At 34.0% G+C, this 19,523-nt stretch carries 8 protein-coding genes; 1 reads left to right on the top strand and 7 read right to left on the bottom strand.

Going from position 1 to position 19,523, the window contains the following annotated elements; translation table 11 throughout:
- Positions 1-5 precede the first annotated feature (5 nt).
- On the top strand, positions 6-434 hold the full coding sequence (locus MBM09_RS02805; protein ID WP_238675334.1) for a PepSY-like domain-containing protein: 429 nt from the start codon (positions 6-8) through the stop codon (positions 432-434).
- Positions 435-513: 79 nt separating this feature from the next.
- On the opposite strand, the gene MBM09_RS02800 is transcribed toward MBM09_RS02805, so the two are convergent.
- From MBM09_RS02800 to panD, 7 genes are all read right to left on the bottom strand, one after another.
- A complete protein-coding gene (locus tag MBM09_RS02800) occupies positions 514-1,425 on the bottom strand; it encodes a hypothetical protein (RefSeq protein ID WP_238675333.1) in 912 nt (303 codons plus the stop codon).
- 321 nt (positions 1,426-1,746) lie between these two features.
- Entirely contained in the window at positions 1,747-8,070 is a 6,324-nt protein-coding gene (locus MBM09_RS02795) for a LamG-like jellyroll fold domain-containing protein (protein ID WP_238675332.1), read from the bottom strand.
- Between the two features lie 453 nt (positions 8,071-8,523).
- Positions 8,524-14,832, bottom strand: a complete 6,309-nt coding sequence (locus tag MBM09_RS02790) for a LamG-like jellyroll fold domain-containing protein (RefSeq protein WP_238675331.1) — start codon at positions 14,830-14,832, stop codon at positions 8,524-8,526.
- A 769-nt stretch (positions 14,833-15,601) separates the two neighbouring features.
- Entirely contained in the window at positions 15,602-16,960 is a 1,359-nt protein-coding gene (radA, locus tag MBM09_RS02785) for a DNA repair protein RadA (RefSeq protein ID WP_238675330.1), read from the bottom strand.
- Positions 16,960-18,108 carry an alpha/beta hydrolase gene (locus tag MBM09_RS02780; protein ID WP_238675329.1) on the bottom strand — a complete coding sequence of 383 codons (1,149 nt, stop codon included), beginning with the start codon at positions 18,106-18,108 and terminating at the stop codon, positions 16,960-16,962. Before MBM09_RS02780 ends, radA begins: the two co-directional genes overlap by 1 nt.
- Positions 18,109-18,211: 103 nt before the next feature.
- Positions 18,212-19,105 (bottom strand): lysylphosphatidylglycerol synthase transmembrane domain-containing protein, encoded by an 894-nt coding sequence (locus MBM09_RS02775; RefSeq protein WP_370569717.1) that lies wholly within the window; start codon positions 19,103-19,105, stop codon positions 18,212-18,214.
- A 66-nt stretch (positions 19,106-19,171) separates the two neighbouring features.
- A complete protein-coding gene (gene panD, locus MBM09_RS02770; protein ID WP_238675327.1) occupies positions 19,172-19,522 on the bottom strand; it encodes an aspartate 1-decarboxylase in 351 nt (116 codons plus the stop codon).
- Position 19,523 lies beyond the last annotated feature (1 nt).

Raw genomic sequence — 19,523 nt, 5'->3', positions numbered from 1 at the left:
TTACAATGAAAAACACATATAAACTTTTTACTATACTTTTATTATCTATAGCTTTTAGCTGTAACCAAAATGCTAACAGTCAAGTACCAGAAGCAGTTAAAAAAACATTTCAATTAAAATATCCAGGAGAAAATGATCCCGATTGGCATAAAGACGCTCATGGTAATTTTGAATCTCATTTTAAAATTGATGGCGTAAAATATAGAGCTGATTTTAATCCAAATGGTATGTGGATTGAAACTGAAACTAGTATTAAAAAAAAGGATTTACCAAAAGCAATTAGAGAAAGAATTGATAATGAATTTGATGGAAAAATTGCTGAAATTGAAAAAGTCGACCACCATTCAAAAGGTATTTTTTATGATGTAGAATTCAAACAAAAAGGGAAAAATAAGGATATAGAGTTTAAAGCGAATGGAGATATTATAAATTAATTTATAATATCATTTGATAGTATAAAAAAGCCAAAACATATGTTTTGGCTTTTTTATTTTTTTTGGAATTATTTTAAAATTAATTAACTACTATTTTCTTTGTTAAAATTGAATTTGTATCGGTTTGAAGTAATACAGCATAAGTATCTGTAGCTAAACTTTGAAGAGAAATACCTTCCTCTAAGCTATCTTGAGATAGGTTATTATATTCTAATATCTTTTGTCCTTGCATATTTACCAATATCATTTTTTTGATTATTCCGCTTAATTTTTTTGCATAAAACATATTGGTTTTTGTTTGGTAATATATATGTTTCATATCGTATTGAGAATCATTAATACTTAAGCTTTTTGATTCTGATTGTGATTCTGATTGAAAAGCCAATTCAAAACGATCATCAAAACTACCTTGCTCTGATGTAAATTCATAAGCTTCACCTGTTGATAAATCAAAATAATCTCCTGTAATATTATCTCTTAAATAAATAGATTGTGATTCATCAATATTCTCAAGTTCTGTTATTTGTATCGAAAATATATTCTTACCTGAAGAATAATGCTTCAGTTTCAACTCTTTTTCTGGCACTAAAGGTCCATACGCTTGAATACTCATATTCATTCCTTCTAAATCTAAATTAAGATCGTTTTCATAAGTCTGAACAACTTGTGCATCGTACCCATAATCATAACCATCTGTTGTGAACTCACTAAAACCTAATAATAATTCACGTCTAGCCAGCGAGCCTTCTAAGCCATTAAACTCGAGTCTAATTATTTGAAATCCCGATCCAGATGTTCGCCTTACCAAAGTTTTAGATGATGTTTTTGATGTGGTTTTTTGAAGATATAATTCTCTATTGCTCTGACTTTTATAATCATTTATTGTTCCTAAATTATTTTTTACTTGTGCATTTAGGTTAAATAACAACAAACATTGTAACAAAATTATACTGAAGATTAAGCGGTAGGTTTTTGGACATTTCATTCTCATATCTTAAAATTTTGGGGTTAGATAGTTAGAAGGACTCACATAAAACTAATATTTTTTATAAGAAAAAAGTTTCAAAAAGAGCATTTATTAACTATTAAACTTTAAAAAATGTATTTTGTCGATATTTTTTACGTTTCAACTAGTCGTGTAAGATTTTTAATTGAAAAACCGAATAATTAGAATTAATTTATTAAAGATTTTTAATAATAGACATTGAAAAGTTTTGAGAAATAAATAAGAAAAGCCAAAAACAAATGTTTTGGCTTTTACTTTATCATTTAGAAAATATTCTAAAGGGATTTGTATTGTATTCTTTTTGGTTTAATTAATAACAATCTTTTTAGTTAAGACTTGGTTAGTTTCAGTCTTTAAACAAACCACATAGGTGCCGGTAGCTATGTTATCAAATCGTATTCCACTCTCTAAACTTGTTCTCGATACATTATCTAACTCTAATACGCTTTGCCCTCGCATGTTTATTAGCATTAAGTTCTTAACCTCCGTGGTTAACTGCTTTGCATAAAACGTCTTGCTTGGGTTTTGATAATACATGAAGTTATCTCCTGCCAATACCTCCTCGGTACTTAAACTCTGTGATTCGTTTTGGAATACAACCTCAAACCTTTCATTAAACTTCCCTTGTTCTGAAGTGAAGCTATAGCCTGTATCTTGGGTTAAATCAAAATACATACCTGTTAAGTTATCTCTTAAGTAAATCTCTTGATGCTCATCTACATCTTCTAATTCTGTAATCTTGATCTCAAAACTATTATTGCCTGATGATTTAAAGTTTAATGGCACAACCTTATCTGAGGTAATCGCACTATACGCTTGCATGTTATAGTTACCACCTTCTAAACTTAAGTTTAAATCGTTGTTATTTGATTCTGTACATCTGGCATCGTAACCATAATCAAAAGCATCTGTGGTATAATCACTAAAGCCTAATAACAACTCTCTTCTCGTTTCTGGTCCAGATATAGAACTGAACTCCAAACGGATCTTTTGCATACTGTCCTCTTCTTCTATTGCTTTTGAAGCCTCTCCTTTTGAGGATTTACTGTTTCCTGACTTTGAAAATGTCGAACCATTATTATAACTCCCATCAGCATCGGCTTCTTTTATAAATACACGTTGGCTATTATTGAACTCTACTTGACCATCTGCAACGATCTCTGTAATAAAACCTTGCCCTACTGGTAAGTATCTTGAGGGTACTATCGTACCGTCTTGCGACCCATTATGTGCTCCATAATATCCTACAAATTGATAGGCACGGGTAGACCCTAATTTGTTTACTTGTGCATAACCACCATTGTATTCGTTTAAGTTATGTGAACTTCCGCTCCATTGTTGCCACAGTTGTATGGTTCCATCTATAACGCCTATATTGTCATCTATAAACTTATGGATATCCAGTGCTGAGGCATAAGGGTTTCCTAAAAGGTACTCTGTCTTCGAAGCGCCAGTAACGGATCCTGCTCCACCGACATCGGTGACATCTATCAGTATCGTTCCATTATTTGGCTTACCTTCAAATATATACTGTTGGTCTGGTCCGCCTGCGCCTGTGCCTTTTTGGGTGTATCCAACTCCTGGATTCAACCCTATTGATGTGTTTATTTGCTCCCAATCCCAATAGGTCAATCCATTAATATAGGTATACAACCAATAGGTACTTAAGTTACTACCGTTTGCCGTATATCCTGATGTGAATATAATATCAGTGCCTGTACCATCTTTTAGCATATTTAAACTAAAGTCGGTGTTGTTTACATTGTTTGTTGTTCCGTTGTTATCTGATAAGCTTGTGGCTGCTTGTACCCCTACTGGTGAGGACCAATAGTTATACCAATACGCACTTGAGGTGCCTTCTTGTCTTCTTAATACTTTTCCATCTGCTGATGTTACTAAATCACTGGTAACAGTCTGCACCAGCTGAGAATCATCCATTAAGTCTAAGGTCCCATCTAACTCAAAGTACCAGCTGTTCTCTACTAAATGATCGCCTTGTACGGTTAAGCGTCGTCCTGAATCTATCAGTAACCCCGCAGTCTTGATATCATGACTTGCTGTGATATCATGGGATACCTTTACGACGATCCAATCTTTATTGCTCGCGGTATCTTCTATATCCCATACATCGCCATGTAACCAGGTGCCCTCTGTAGTCCAACTACCGTCCGCTGTGGTTACATATGGCAAGGGAGCGGTTTGGTAATAAATATCTTTAATGTTGTATAGTTTTGCACCACTTGAAACACCTTTTTGCTCAGTTGTAATATCTGCTGCAAAACGATCCATCTTGTAATAGCGCTGTAAACTTGATCCTGCTAAAGCTGATATATCTGACGGAATTATTTTTCCGCTTACAAAACTGCCTGTTTCATCTAATTCCTGATACACCATCTTTTGAATCTCTTCTTCTGATAGTCCCGCATCAAATACGCGAACTTCATCTATCTCACCTTCAAAATATTCGCTGGTTAATACATTCTCTTCTCCTGATACCCCTGGTCTTCTTCCTATAGTTAAATCTGTAGTACCAGATCCTAAACTTCCTGCTGAAGCGATAGCTTCTTCTGCACCATTAACATATAATACAAAGTTACCATCGGCATTGTTATACGAAGCCGCTACATGAACCCATACATTTTCCGGTAATGTAGTGGTTGAACTTAATGTTGTTCCGCCTGATACAGCACTTGCTGTTCCATCATTGTTTACCGTTAAATAAAAATTGTCTTGTCCTACTATGCGTCGTTGTCCTGAAGCGCCTGGTACTATCTTTACCCAAGCCATTAATGTGCTGCTTGTCCAACCTGCTATTACTGGTACGTTCTCTGATATATAATCATTTCGACCATCGAAATATAGAGTATACTTGTCATCTAAATCTCTTGGGGATCCAAAAGCGCTCGTGTTTGTATCAAAACTATCTAATATACCATCTTGATCGATATCTGTTGAGCCATCTATGATACCATCGCCATCTACATCGTAACCTGCATAAATAGTCTCCTCAATATCATAAACACCATCATTATTTGAATCAACTTCTAAATAATCTGGTATACCATCACTGTCTGAATCCAATGGTGTTGCATAGCCTGCGCTTCCATGATCTAAATCATCTGCATCTAAATCATTACCATCTATGATGCCTAATAAGCCATCGCCATCGGCTTCATCATCAAATATTAAGTTGCTAGCATCTGAGCCATCTCCTAAGCCATCTCCATCGACATCGACATCTCCATAACCATCATACTCAACGGCATCAAATATCCCATCGTTATCTGAATCGGCATCTACATAATCTGGAATGCCATCACCATCGGTATCTATCATCGGTACTCCACCCTCGTAAGAATCATGAACGCCATTGCCGTTAGCATCTACCCAACCATCGCCAAATAAGGTCGCATCTTTATCACCATCAGCTAAACCTAATTCTACAACATTAGGGATACCATCGTTGTCATTATCTAAATCTATGGAATCTGCTACACCGTCGCCATCTTGATCACATAATATCTGCTTAACATAAATATCGTCGATTGCTAAATCATTACCAGCTCCACCATCTTGACTATTAATTAATTGGATGGTAAACTGAGAAGACGTGGTTGTAAAAGTAGTTTCTACGGTTACCCAATCACCATTAGGGTTAGATGGGTCTGTTGGGGCTACCAATCCTGAGGTTGTTGTTGGTATTAAAGCGTTTCCATTAGGATCATAAACTGCAATTAATACTTCTGGTCTGTTTCTTGGATTATCATCCCAACTAGCACCTCCAGGACAACCGTCTATACACGGTGTATCAGTTCTATCCAAATTAATAACAGAAAATCCATAAACAACTTCAACTCCTGGTGTTACCCCATTAATAGTTGCTTCATAAAAAATTCCTGGGTCGTAATCGGCATTAATCAATAACATTCTACCTGGCTCTGCTCCATCTATTGCATCATCTGTATGATCAAAACCTGTATACCAAGATTGATCAGCCCAAGATGCTACTTCTCCATTTGGAGTTTGATTTGTTCCATCTCCATTACCAGCTCTATAATAAATTGTATAAGACCCATCATTTAGGTTATTAGAACCATTACATGACCCTGTTCCATCTTCATAACAATACGTAGTAGTAGATCCTGCGCTAGCTTCACCTACGTTAATTCTGTCATATCCAGAACCAAAAGTTTCATTTAAAAATACGGTTTCAACCTGAGTTGCATAAGAGTATACTTTACAAGCAGAGTCTTCAGTAGAATCTAACAGACCATCATTATCATCATCACCATCTATATTATCTGGCACACCATCTCCATCCGTATCTGGGAAGGTTTTAACTGCTTCTCCTTGAATATAAAATGTATAATCATCTTCAGAATCTGTAGCATCTACATCGTCATTTAAAATTCTAATTGTAGCACTTTTTGTACCAACCGTAGTTGGATCGAAAGTCACTGTAAAAGTTGTAGATTCACCTATTGCTAAAACAGATATAGCTGGTTGTGTAAGCGTGAAATCTCCTGTATTACTTATAAATTGAACCAAAGGAGACCCAGTTAGTGTTAAAGGATCTGCTCCATTATTTGTAATTCTATAGGTTTTTGTATAAGGTACTTCGTATACATCATAATTACCAAAATCAGTATTATTTTCTATAGACAACTGTCCTACACCTGCATCATCTACAATAAGGTTACCATTACCTGTAACATCAATTTCTTGAGGTGCATCTGGGCGTATTTGTAAATTCAAAGTATAATCTTCTACTTCACCACGTTGTCCATCAAAATTACCATCACATGGGTTGTCTGGATACCAATATCTTCTTGTAGCAACTCTCATCACAGTTTCTCCATTTACTGCATAAGTTGGTATAGTAATATCACCTGTTACTTGATTTGCATTTGTTGTATTATTTGCATCTGTATAACGCCATACATCTTCACCTGCGTCTTCAAAATCTCCGTCTCCATTAAAATCTATCCATACCGCATAACCCATTTCTTGCCATGATTGAGAACTATATCTATCAATAGTAATAGTATAAGTCTCATTTTTATATAAATCAGCAATATCTGTTGCTGTGTAATTATCGTAACCATTAGAATATGTGCTTGTATTATCAATACTTGGTGTTAAAGTTCCAAAACGCACACGTCTTATGTAGTTATTTGTATTGAAATTTGTAACGTCTGGCACACAGTAATCGTGCCCTGTTGTTGTAAAATTTTCAATAGTAGTAAAAGCTGATGATGAACCACTACAAACTGCAGCTACTCTTACATCATATAAAGTTAATTGATCTAATAAAGTTAAATCTATTGTATTAGTTGTTGAAGTAACAACATCCCAGTTTATTAAATTGTTTTTCTTATATTGAATCTCATAAGACTCTACACCTAGTTGCTCATCCCATGATATGGTTGCTGAATCTGGACCTATATTTGTAACTGTAATTCCTGTAGGTACAGATAAATTATCTAAAGTAATATTTTGAACAGAGGTTCCTGAAGAGCCACTAACAGCATCATAATACGTCCAAGTAATTGAATAATTACCAGGTATTGTAAATGTTGTAGTATCACTCGTTGTTGGTGAAACTATATTACACTGATATGAAATATCTGCTGGTGGTGTAGCAGTGTATGAACAAAATGTTGTTGTGTCTGGAATTGTTGGAGTTTGCATTGCTCCAGTATATCCATTTACGGTTACCGTTGTTGTACAAGTTGCTGTTTGCGTACCATCATCTACTGTTAGAGTTATTACATTTGATCCTAAATCTGCACATGTAAAATCGGATTTGTCTATGCTCAAACTCATTGTTCCTATATAAACTGTAGAACCATTATCTATATCAGCAGTAGTAATAGAAGCATTACCAAAAGCATCTAATTCTATTGAAAAATCACCTTGACAATTTGCAACTGGTGCAGTTGTTGTAGCATCTCCACTTAATATAACATCATCTATGTAGTAATTGTCGGTACCATCACTACCATTAACAAAACTTGAACTAATGGTAGCTCTAAATGCTGTTGCAGTATCAGGAATAGTTACAACATGTGGATTAGGATCTGGAAAAGAAACGTTAAACATTCTTGTATCTAAAGGCACACCAAACATATTGGCATTAGAACCTTCAATTAACGTTACTGTTGTATTAACCCAAGACCCACCATCAAAATAAGAGTAATCTAAAATTAAATCTTCATCGACATCTGGATCTCCTAGCGATTGATATGCTATTGAAAATGTTACATTAACATAATTAGTAATATCTATATCTGCGAATTGTACTGTTGGATTATCATTCCAATAGTTTTTTATTTGTAAACAATATAAATCTGAGGCAGGATCAGTAATATCTGTATTTACAACTCTGATTATACCATTTGAAGTTGTTGCTGTATAATCCCAATTATCTGTGCCTACATGTGTTGTGATTGTTTGACTTGGTGGTGCCCAAACTCCATCTTTATCTGCTACGGTATATTGATATCCCGAATTACCATTATGAAAACGTTGTGAAGCAATTTCAACTTGAGAAAAACTGTTATTCACAAATGAAATTAATAAAATAAGCAGTAAAATTATTTTATTTTTTGAGAGTAGTTTTTTTTCCATTTACAAATTTTGCAAGTTAACTTATTAACTTTTAGACACATTAAAAGCAAAAAAGTCACTTATTAATAGATTAATTACAAATTGAGAACATTACATTCTCATATTCGTACTAACTTTAATTTTAGTAAAATGGATTAATAAAAACTTTGAGGGAAATATTATAGGATATTTACTACCAATAATATCACAATAATAAAACTTAATGTGCTATAGGTCAAGTATAAAATGATTTTTTTTGATTAAATGCATCAAAATTACGGCTAAATACAATTTTAAAAACATGAAATACATAAAAAAACTGATGAAATACTTTGCTTTTTTTAACAGAAAAGATTATCTACAAGTTGGAAATGTTTTATAATTCTACCCAAAAAAAGCCAAAACAAATGTTTTGGCTTTTACTTTATCATTTAGAAGATATTCTAAAGGGATTTGTATTGTATTCTTTTTGGTTTAATTAATAACAATCTTTTTAGTTAAGACTTGGTTAGTTTCAGTCTTTAAACAAACCACATAGGTGCCGGTAGCTATGTTATCAAATCGTATTCCACTCTCTAAACTTGTTCTCGATACATTATCTAACTCTAATACGCTTTGCCCTCGCATGTTTATTAGCATTAAGTTCTTAACCTCCGTGGTTAACTGCTTTGCATAAAACGTCTTGCTTGGGTTTTGATAATACATGAAGTTATCTCCTGCCAATACCTCCTCGGTACTTAAACTCTGTGATTCGTTTTGGAATACAACCTCAAACCTTTCATTAAACTTCCCTTGTTCTGAAGTGAAGCTATAGCCTGTATCTTGGGTTAAATCAAAATACATACCTGTTAAGTTATCTCTTAAGTAAATCTCTTGATGCTCATCTACATCTTCTAATTCTGTAATCTTGATCTCAAAACTATTATTGCCTGATGATTTAAAGTTTAATGGCACAACCTTATCTGAGGTAATCGCACTATACGCTTGCATGTTATAGTTACCACCTTCTAAACTTAAGTTTAAATCGTTGTTATTTGATTCTGTACATCTGGCATCGTAACCATAATCAAAAGCATCTGTGGTATAATCACTAAAGCCTAATAACAACTCTCTTCTCGTTTCTGGTCCAGATATAGAACTGAACTCCAAACGGATCTTTTGCATACTGTCCTCTTCTTCTATTGCTTTTGAAGCCTCTCCTTTTGAGGATTTACTGTTTCCTGACTTTGAAAATGTCGAACCATTATTATAACTCCCATCAGCATCGGCTTCTTTTATAAATACACGTTGGCTATTATTGAACTCTACTTGACCATCTGCAACGATCTCTGTAATAAAACCTTGCCCTACTGGTAAGTATCTTGAGGGTACTATCGTACCGTCTTGCGACCCATTATGTGCTCCATAATATCCTACAAATTGATAGGCACGGGTAGACCCTAATTTGTTTACTTGTGCATAACCACCATTGTATTCGTTTAAGTTATGTGAACTTCCGCTCCATTGTTGCCACAGTTGTATGGTTCCATCTATAACGCCTATATTGTCATCTATAAACTTATGGATATCCAGTGCTGAGGCATAAGGGTTTCCTAAAAGGTACTCTGTCTTCGAAGCGCCAGTAACGGATCCTGCTCCACCGACATCGGTGACATCTATCAGTATCGTTCCATTATTTGGCTTACCTTCAAATATATACTGTTGGTCTGGTCCGCCTGCGCCTGTGCCTTTTTGGGTGTATCCAACTCCTGGATTCAACCCTATTGATGTGTTTATTTGCTCCCAATCCCAATAGGTCAATCCATTAATATAGGTATACAACCAATAGGTACTTAAGTTACTACCGTTTGCCGTATATCCTGATGTGAATATAATATCAGTGCCTGTACCATCTTTTAGCATATTTAAACTAAAGTCGGTGTTGTTTACATTGTTTGTTGTTCCGTTGTTATCTGATAAGCTTGTGGCTGCTTGTACCCCTACTGGTGAGGACCAATAGTTATACCAATACGCACTTGAGGTGCCTTCTTGTCTTCTTAATACTTTTCCATCTGCTGATGTTACTAAATCACTGGTAACAGTCTGCACCAGCTGAGAATCATCCATTAAGTCTAAGGTCCCATCTAACTCAAAGTACCAGCTGTTCTCTACTAAATGATCGCCTTGTACGGTTAAGCGTCGTCCTGAATCTATCAGTAACCCCGCAGTCTTGATATCATGACTTGCTGTGATATCATGGGATACCTTTACGACGATCCAATCTTTATTGCTCGCGGTATCTTCTATATCCCATACATCGCCATGTAACCAGGTGCCCTCTGTAGTCCAACTACCGTCCGCTGTGGTTACATATGGCAAGGGAGCGGTTTGGTAATAAATATCTTTAATGTTGTATAGTTTTGCACCACTTGAAACACCTTTTTGCTCAGTTGTAATATCTGCTGCAAAACGATCCATCTTGTAATAGCGCTGTAAACTTGATCCTGCTAAAGCTGATATATCTGACGGAATTATTTTTCCGCTTACAAAACTGCCTGTTTCATCTAATTCCTGATACACCATCTTTTGAATCTCTTCTTCTGATAGTCCCGCATCAAATACGCGAACTTCATCTATCTCACCTTCAAAATATTCGCTGGTTAATACATTCTCTTCTCCTGATACCCCTGGTCTTCTTCCTATAGTTAAATCTGTAGTACCAGATCCTAAACTTCCTGCTGAAGCGATAGCTTCTTCTGCACCATTAACATATAATACAAAGTTACCATCGGCATTGTTATACGAAGCCGCTACATGAACCCATACATTTTCCGGTAATGTAGTGGTTGAACTTAATGTTGTTCCGCCTGATACAGCACTTGCTGTTCCATCATTGTTTACCGTTAAATAAAAATTGTCTTGTCCTACTATGCGTCGTTGTCCTGAAGCGCCTGGTGCTATCTTTACCCAAGCCATTAATGTGCTGCTTGTCCAACCTGCTATTACTGGTACGTTCTCTGATATATAATCATTTCGACCATCGAAATATAGAGTATACTTGTCATCTAAATCTCTTGGGGATCCAAAAGCGCTCGTGTTTGTATCAAAACTATCTAATATACCATCTTGATCGATATCTGTTGAGCCATCTATGATACCATCGCCATCTACATCGTAACCTGCATAAATAGTCTCCTCAATATCATAAACACCATCATTGTTAGAATCAATCTCTAAATAATCTGGGATGCCATCGCCATCGGTATCTACTGGTGTTACATAACCTGCACTTCCGTGATCTAAATCATCTACATCTAAATCATTACCATCTATGATTCCTAATAAGCCATCACCATCGGCTTCATCATCATACACAAGACTGTTTGCGTCTGAGCCATCGCCCAAACCATCACCATCGACATCTATATCGCCATAACCATCATACTCAACGGCATCAAATATCCCGTCATTGTCTGAATCGGCATCTATATAATCCGGAATGCCATCGCCATCGGTATCTATCATAGGTACTCCACCCTCATAGGAATCATGAACGCCATTACCGTTGGCATCTACCCAACCATCGCCAAATAAGGTTGCATCTTTGTCGCCATCAGCTAAACCTAATTCTACAACATTGGGAATACCATCATTATCATTATCTAAATCTATGGAATCTGCTACACCATCACCATCTTGATCACATAATATCTGTTTAACATAAATATCGTCGATCGCTAAATCGTTACCATCCCCACCATCTTGATCATTAATCAATTGAATGGTAAACTGAGAAGATGTGGTTGTAAAGGTGGTCTCTACGGTTACCCAATCGCCATTAGGGTTGGTATGGTCTGTAGGTTCTATTAATCCTGAGGTTTCTAATGCAATAAGAGTTCCATTAGGATCGTAAACTGCAATTGCTACTTGTGGTTTCTTTTTATTAACAATATTTGGATGATCTGTTCTCATTAGATTAATTACAGAAAACCCATAAACGATTTCAACTCCTGTTGCTACACCTTTAATAGTTGCTTCATAAAAAATTCCTGGGTCATAATCGGCATTAACTAATAACATTCTACCTGGTTCTACTCCATCAATACTATCTGGTGTATGGTCTAGACCAACATACCAATCGCTATCTGCCCAAGATGACACATCGCCATTTGGAGTTTGGTTAATACCATCTCCATTTGAAGCTTGATAATATATTGTATAAGATCCGTCGTTAAGGTTATTAGAACCACCACATGCACCAGTACCATCTTCATAACAATATGTGGTTGAAGAACCGTCACTGGCTTCAGCAACCGTTATTCTATCGTATCCTGCACCAAAAGTTTCATTTAAAAATACAGTTTCTACCTGAGTTGAATAAGAGTATACTTTACATGTAGAATCTTCGGTAGAATCTAACAATCCATCATTATCATCATCTCCATCTATATTATCTGGTACACCATCGCCATCTGTATCTGGGAAGGTTTTAACTGCTTCTCCTTGAATTAAGAATGTAAATATATGCTCAGAATCTGAAGGATCTATATCTGAATCATCATCATTATTATTGATGATTACTGTAGCTTGTTTTATAGGAGTTGCTATTGAAGAAGGATCAAAAGCTATTGTAAAAGTAACAGATTCTCCTATTTGTAAAGTACCTGTTGATGGTTGTGCTAATATTGTAAAATCAGGGTCACTTCCTGCTGCTAGTTGAACAAAAGGAGATCCTGTTAATACAAGAGGATTCTCACCATTGTTTGTTATAACATAAGTTTTTATTAATTGACCTTCGTAAATATCAAACGAATCATAATCGGTATTGTTTGCTTGAGATAACTCAGCAACACCTGCATCATCTAAAATAAGGTTACCATTACCTGTTACATCTATTTCTTGTGGAGAATTTGGTTCAATTTGTAGGTTTAATAAATAATCTTCGATTTCACCATAATCATTTCCATCGCCAGCAGCATTACAAGGATCACCTGGAGCACCACCTCTTCTCATGGCAACTCGCATTTTGGTAAAACCATTAACTGCATAAGTTGGTATGTAAATTGAAGGATTAAAATAGAATTGGTTGGAATTATTTCCATTGTTATCCCAAACTTCTTCACCTGCATCTTCAAAATCGCCATCACCATTAAAATCTATCCATACTCTATAACCCATCCAATCATTATTTCTTTTTTGAACGTTTATTTGTAAAGTATAGTTATTGTCTTTGTATAAATCGGCTATTTCACTAGTATAATCTCCATATCCATTATTAAACCCTGACGAGTTATCAATATTTTGAGTTAATGTTCCAAAGCGAATTCTACTAATGTATCTATCTGGATGTGTATCAAAATTAGTTGGGTCGCAATAATCATTTAATACTGTTGTAAAATTATCTACAGGTGAATACGACGTATTACCATCACAAATACCTGTTACTTGAAAATCGTACTGTGTTACTTGTTGTAGACCAACAAGCACTACTTCATTAGTTTCAGAAGAAACTGTTTCCCAGTTTGTTACAGAAGATTTTTTATATCTTATTTCGTAAGATTCTGCACCAAACAATTCATCCCAACTTATAGTTGCTGTACTCGCTCCAATATTACTAACTGTAATATTTGTGGGCGCAGATAAAGAAGTTAAGTTAATATTTTGAACTTCAGTAACACTATTTCCTGTAACAGAATCGTAATACACCCAAGAAATTGAATAATTCCCAGATGTTGTAAATGTTGTTTGATCTGTTGTTGTAGGTGTTATAATTCTACATTGATAAGATAAATCTTGTGGTGTAGGAGCACTATAAGAACAAAATGCTGTTACATCATTAACCGGTGGAGCAATCATTGGTCCAGAATAGTTATTAACTGTTACAATAGTAGTACATGTTCTTTCTTGTATTCCATCGCTTACGGTTAATGTTATTACATTTGGCCCTAAATCATCACATGTGAATTCTGACTTATCTATTGATAAAGACATAGTACCCACTGTAACACTTGAACCATTATCTATATCTGCAACAGTTATAGATGTATTACCAAAAGCATCTAGCTCTATTGCAAAATCACCTTGACAATTTGCAACAGGTGCAGTTGTTGTAGCATCTCCGCTTAATATTACATCATCAATATAGTAATTGTCGTTACCATTGGCTCCATTTAAAAATTCTGACCTAATGGTTGCTCTAAATGCCGTAGCTGAATCTGGTACAGATACCACATAAGGATTAGGATCTGGTAGAGAAACATTGAATAACCTAATATCTGGTTCTATTTTCATAAAACCTAAGTCAATAGCATTTAAACCTTCAATCAAAACAACTGTATTATCTACCCAAGTTCCTCCATCAAAATAAGAGTAATCTAAATACAGATTTTCATTTTGATCTGGATGACCTAAAGATTGAAAAGCTATTGAAAAGTTTACGTTAACATAATTAGAAATATCTATATCTGCAAATTCTACAGATGGAGCATCATCCCAATAATTCTTAAGTTCTAAACTATAATCGTCTGAGGCAGGATCAGTAATATCATCATTCACAATTCTTATTATACCTTCTGATGTTGTTACTGTATAATCCCAGTTGTCTGTACCTGCATGAGTGGTAATGGTTTGACTTGGTGGTGCCCAAACTCCATCTTTATCAGCAACTGTTACTTGATAAGATGGATTACCATTATGGAATCGTTGCTTCGCAATTTCTGTTTGCGAATAACCAGTATTTACAAATGAAATTAGCAAAATAAATAATACTATTATTTTACTAGGTGAGAGTAATTTTTTTACCATTTACAAAATTATGTAGGTTAACTTCAAAATTTAGACACATTAAAAACTAAAAAGTCACATATAAATTTATTTATGTGTTTGACTTTTAACGCTTTTAAGTAAATAACTTAAATTTTTGTAAAATGGATTAATAAAAACTTTGAGGGAAGTTTGATTATTAATTACAAAGGCATTGTATGTTCTTTGAAATCAAATGTGTACAATATTATAACTTATTATTAATAAGAGCTGTTTTTTTTCGACAAAGTCATTAAAAAAAGCCACCAAATACTCACAAAAAAAATAAAGCACTTAAAAAAACAGATAAATTACATTTCTGATTTAAATTAAATAATTTACTTTTCTTTAATTATTATTTGTTTAAAACAGCTCCAATATTAGCTCAAAAAATCGATAAAACAAAATAAAAATCGGATAAAATGCATTTTTATGCGATAAAATGCATTTTTTAGAAGTTTGCTTTACTATTTAGTTTAATGGTCTATAAAACTATAAAGGAAGCTATGATTTATCGCAAAAACGAGCTAAGTAATTAATTATCAAGCACATAGTGAAGCACCAAAATTTAATGTATTTACTTGATAAATAGACAATTAGTTTTCTATGAATTCAAAAAAAATTAATAAACTAACCTTAAAAGAAATGAAATACTAAAAAACAGAAGAATTACGTGACTATTTATATAAGAAAAAGCTCTTATTTTACAATTACAACCTATTAATTTTATAATACTTAAAGTATAAACTTCGTCCTTTAGGTGAATATATAATTAAATTAATGCATCAACTAAATCTTCAATTTTTGAAATAAGTTGAACTTTAATTACTGTATTTTTAAGTGAAATTTTATTGTATTTGGATACAAATATTGTTGAAAAGCCAAGTTTTTCAGCTTCTAGTATACGTTGTTCTACGCGTTGTACTGGACGAATTTCTCCAGATAAACCAACTTCTGCAGCAAAACATACATCTTTTGGTAAGGCAACATCTTCATTTGATGATAATATTGAAGCCACTACAGCTAAATCTATTGCAGGATCATCAACGGTAATACCACCGGTAATATTTAAAAACACATCTTTTGCTCCTAATCTAAAACCAGCGCGTTTTTCTAAAACTGCAAGCAACATATTTAAGCGTTTTGCATTAAAACCCGTGGCGCTACGTTGCGGAGTACCATATACAGCTGTACTTACCAAAGCCTGAACTTCTATCATTAATGGACGCATACCTTCTAAAGTAGCAGCAATAGCGTTACCAGATAATTCTTCGTCTTTTTTAGATATTAAAATTTCTGATGGGTTTGAAACTTCTCGTAAACCAGAACCTTGCATTTCATAAATTCCTAATTCGTTTGTAGATCCAAATCTATTTTTATGAGCTCTTAAAATTCTAAAAACATGATTGCGGTCACCTTCAAATTGCAGAACTGTATCTACCATATGCTCTAAAATTTTTGGACCAGCTATATTACCATCTTTAGTAATATGACCAATTAAAACAACAGGTGTAGCGGTTTCCTTAGCAAATTTTATAAGCTCTGTAGTGCATTCTTTTATTTGCGAAATGCTTCCTGAAGACGATTCAATATAATCACTATGCAAGGTTTGAATAGAGTCTATAATTACAATATCGGGTTCTAAAGCCTCTATTTGCTTAAAGATATTTTGCGTTTTAGTTTCTGTAAGAATATAACAGTTATTGTTTTCTGGATTAATGCGTTCTGCACGCATTTTTATTTGTTTCTGGCTTTCCTCACCTGAAACATATAAGGTTTTATATGGTAATTTTAAGGAAACCTGAAGGAGTAAAGTACTTTTTCCAATTCCTGGTTCCCCGCCTAAAAGTGTTAATGAACCTGGAACAATTCCGCCACCTAGAACGCGATTAAATTCAGCATCAAAGGTATCTAATCGGGCTTCTTTTGAAGCATCTATTTCATTAATTCGTAATGGTACAGATACCCTTTTAATTGTTGAATTCGATGTTTTCCAATCACTTTTTTCAGGTTTTTGAATAACCTCTTCAACAATAGTATTCCATTCTTTACAGGCATTACATTGCCCTTGCCATTTAGCGTATTGTGTACCACAATTCTGGCAGAAAAACGTCGTTTTTACTTTTGCCATTAATACCCGAAATCTTCTTTTATAGAATCGGCTCTTTGAAGCACATCATCCTTAGTAATACCAGCAATTTCTTTTAAAGTATAAGCAGATTGATAAGTACGCATTGCTTTTTTAGGCTCTCCCGTTTCTTCGTAAAAACGACCTAAATAGTAACCTCCAAGAAGGGTTTCAGGATACTCTTTTCTCGCTATTTTACCTAAATCTTCATAATACTCATAAAACTCATTTTTTTCTATAGCTGCAGAAATAGCTTTAAAATCGTTAATCAAAATTTGTTTTTCAATACCAAACAAATCATAAATGGTTTGATACTTTTCTTCTAAATAAACCACAGGAGATATTTCTAATTCCAAAATAACCTTTTTGTATTCTTTTCTAGAAATAGGCTGAAACACTTTAAACATACCTTCTATAGCACTTGGTATAGCATGCGTAGGAACAGAATAATGTGATGGTCCTTCAAAAGCATCAAAATCGTAAAATAAATTATCATTATCTATAGCAGACATATCTTTATTTAAAGCTTCTATCATCTGTTTTGTTGATGGTGAGTCATTATTAGTATTTGCTAAATAATAAAAGGTTTTAGATTCAATTTTACCTAAAATTTCTGGAAGATAATCCAACATATTTGGAGCTAACTCTGGACTAACAGAAATATATCCTTGAAATAAAGGGTTCGGTTTTAATAGGTAATAATTTATAAAATTAGCGGTTTCGCCATGTCCTACCGCTACTCTAAAATTACCTACTCTAAAGCTTTTTTCTATGTAAGGAATTAACTCTAAACCAATAAACTCAAAAAAAGCTGCACCTGTTTCAATAGGCAACGAATTTTGACCGGAATACATACAATCATCATACCTTTTATCTAGCTGATTAACACCTACTACAATAGCCTCTGGCATATCTTCCCAATAGGAAAAATAATCTACATTTCCAGCTACGGCTTCAAACATATAATCCCCATCAAGCACTACAAATAATGGATATGTTTTATCTTCATTAGAATTATAACCTCTTGGTAATTGTATTTTTAACTGACGCTCTTCTCCTAATTTTGAAGATTGAATAGATTCATATTTAACCTGTGCTTCACTATTAAATGCGAAACAAAGAAGTAAAAAGAAAACAATTGTTTTTTTCATTTTAAAATGATTTGAGATTTGATATTGGCAAGGTAATAAATTAACCTAGAGATTAAAAGCAAAGTTTTTGTAAGCTTTACAGAAGTTTTAAACGTTGTCTATTTTATTTTTTTCTGTTGAAAATAGGCAAGTAAATGAGTGATAAACCACCAAAAACAATAACCATTAGGGTTTGAGACGTCCACATAATCCATCCAAAAGCACGACTAGGATCTTCTGGAATATTGAATAATAGGAACGCTAATACTATAGCTTCTGGATAAGAACCAATGCCACCGTTTGTAGCCGCTATACTAAAACTGGCTGCTATAAAACCTATTAATATAGCTGCAAAAGGGATACCCGTGGTTTGTTCAAGAGAAAAAGAAGTTACATAAAACATGAGCACATACATACCCCAAATAAAAAGGGTATGAAAAATGAACGCCCACTTTTTCTTCATTTTAAAAATACTCAAAGCTCCCTCAATAAGTCCGTTTACAAACCCTTTAATTTTTAAAGCTATTTTGGATTTGCCCTTATTTACAAATCTTATAAAAATAAGCCCTAAAACAATGAGTAAGATTAAAGCAATTATGATTTTATAAGGATCAAATTTTTCAATTAAAAAACTATAAATAAAGTCAAATTCTAAAAAAAGGGTGATTATTATAATACCCAACATAACAAGCATATCTGCAATACGTTCTGCGACTATAGTACCAAAACCTTTTTCAAAAGGCACACCTTCATAATTTGTAAGTATAGATGCTCTAGCCACTTCTCCTGCTCTGGGAATAGTATAATTAATTAAATAAGTAGCAAAAACTGCCATAATACTGTTACCCAATTTAATTTTATAACCCATGGGTTCTAGTTGAAAACGCCAACGATAAGCACGAGATAGATGACTTAAAAGTCCTAAAAACACACCTAATAAAACCCAGGTATAATCTGCTTTTTTAAAGTACTTAATTAACTCTTCTATAGAAATTTGAGACAGTGAATACCAGACCAAAAAAACTCCCAGTAATAATGGGAGTGAAATTTTTAATAATCTTGATATTTTTGGGTTCAAAAGTTTTTATTTTAACAAGTTTGTGGCTTCGTCTGGAAATACTAAAGAAGGTTTAAATACTTTGGCCTTTTCAATATCCATAAAAGCATAAGTAATTAAAATTAAGGTATCTCCCACCGAAACTTTTCTGGCAGCTGCACCATTAAGAGTAATTTCGCCACTTTTTCGAGGTCCTGGAATACAATAGGTTTCTAAACGTTCACCATTATCGTTATTTACAATTTGAACTTTTTCACCTTGAATAATGTTAGCTGCATCCATTAAATCTTCATCAATGGTTATACTACCTATGTAATTGAGTTCTGCACCGGTGCATTTAACTCTATGAATTTTTGATTTTACTACTTGTATTTGCATG

It is taken from the genome of Flaviramulus sp. BrNp1-15 (genome assembly GCF_022259695.1).
Lineage (GTDB): Bacteria > Bacteroidota > Bacteroidia > Flavobacteriales > Flavobacteriaceae > BrNp1-15.
Note: the sequence above shows the minus strand (reverse complement) of the source record. Positions and strands in the feature narration are given on the sequence as shown.

What these genes read in the sequence shown, in the direction of transcription:
- MBM09_RS02800 (WP_238675333.1), bottom strand. Translation starts at nt 1,425, where the DNA reads ATGAGAATGAAATGTCCAAAAACCTACCGCTTAATCTTCAGTATAATT.
- MBM09_RS02795 (WP_238675332.1), bottom strand. Translation starts at nt 8,070, where the DNA reads ATGGAAAAAAAACTACTCTCAAAAAATAAAATAATTTTACTGCTTATT.
- MBM09_RS02780 (WP_238675329.1), bottom strand. Translation starts at nt 18,108, where the DNA reads ATGAAAAAAACAATTGTTTTCTTTTTACTTCTTTGTTTCGCATTTAAT.
- panD (WP_238675327.1), bottom strand. Translation starts at nt 19,522, where the DNA reads ATGCAAATACAAGTAGTAAAATCAAAAATTCATAGAGTTAAATGCACC.
- MBM09_RS02790 (WP_238675331.1), bottom strand. Translation starts at nt 14,832, where the DNA reads ATGGTAAAAAAATTACTCTCACCTAGTAAAATAATAGTATTATTTATT.
- MBM09_RS02805 (WP_238675334.1), top strand. Translation starts at nt 6, where the DNA reads ATGAAAAACACATATAAACTTTTTACTATACTTTTATTATCTATAGCT.
- radA (WP_238675330.1), bottom strand. Translation starts at nt 16,960, where the DNA reads ATGGCAAAAGTAAAAACGACGTTTTTCTGCCAGAATTGTGGTACACAA.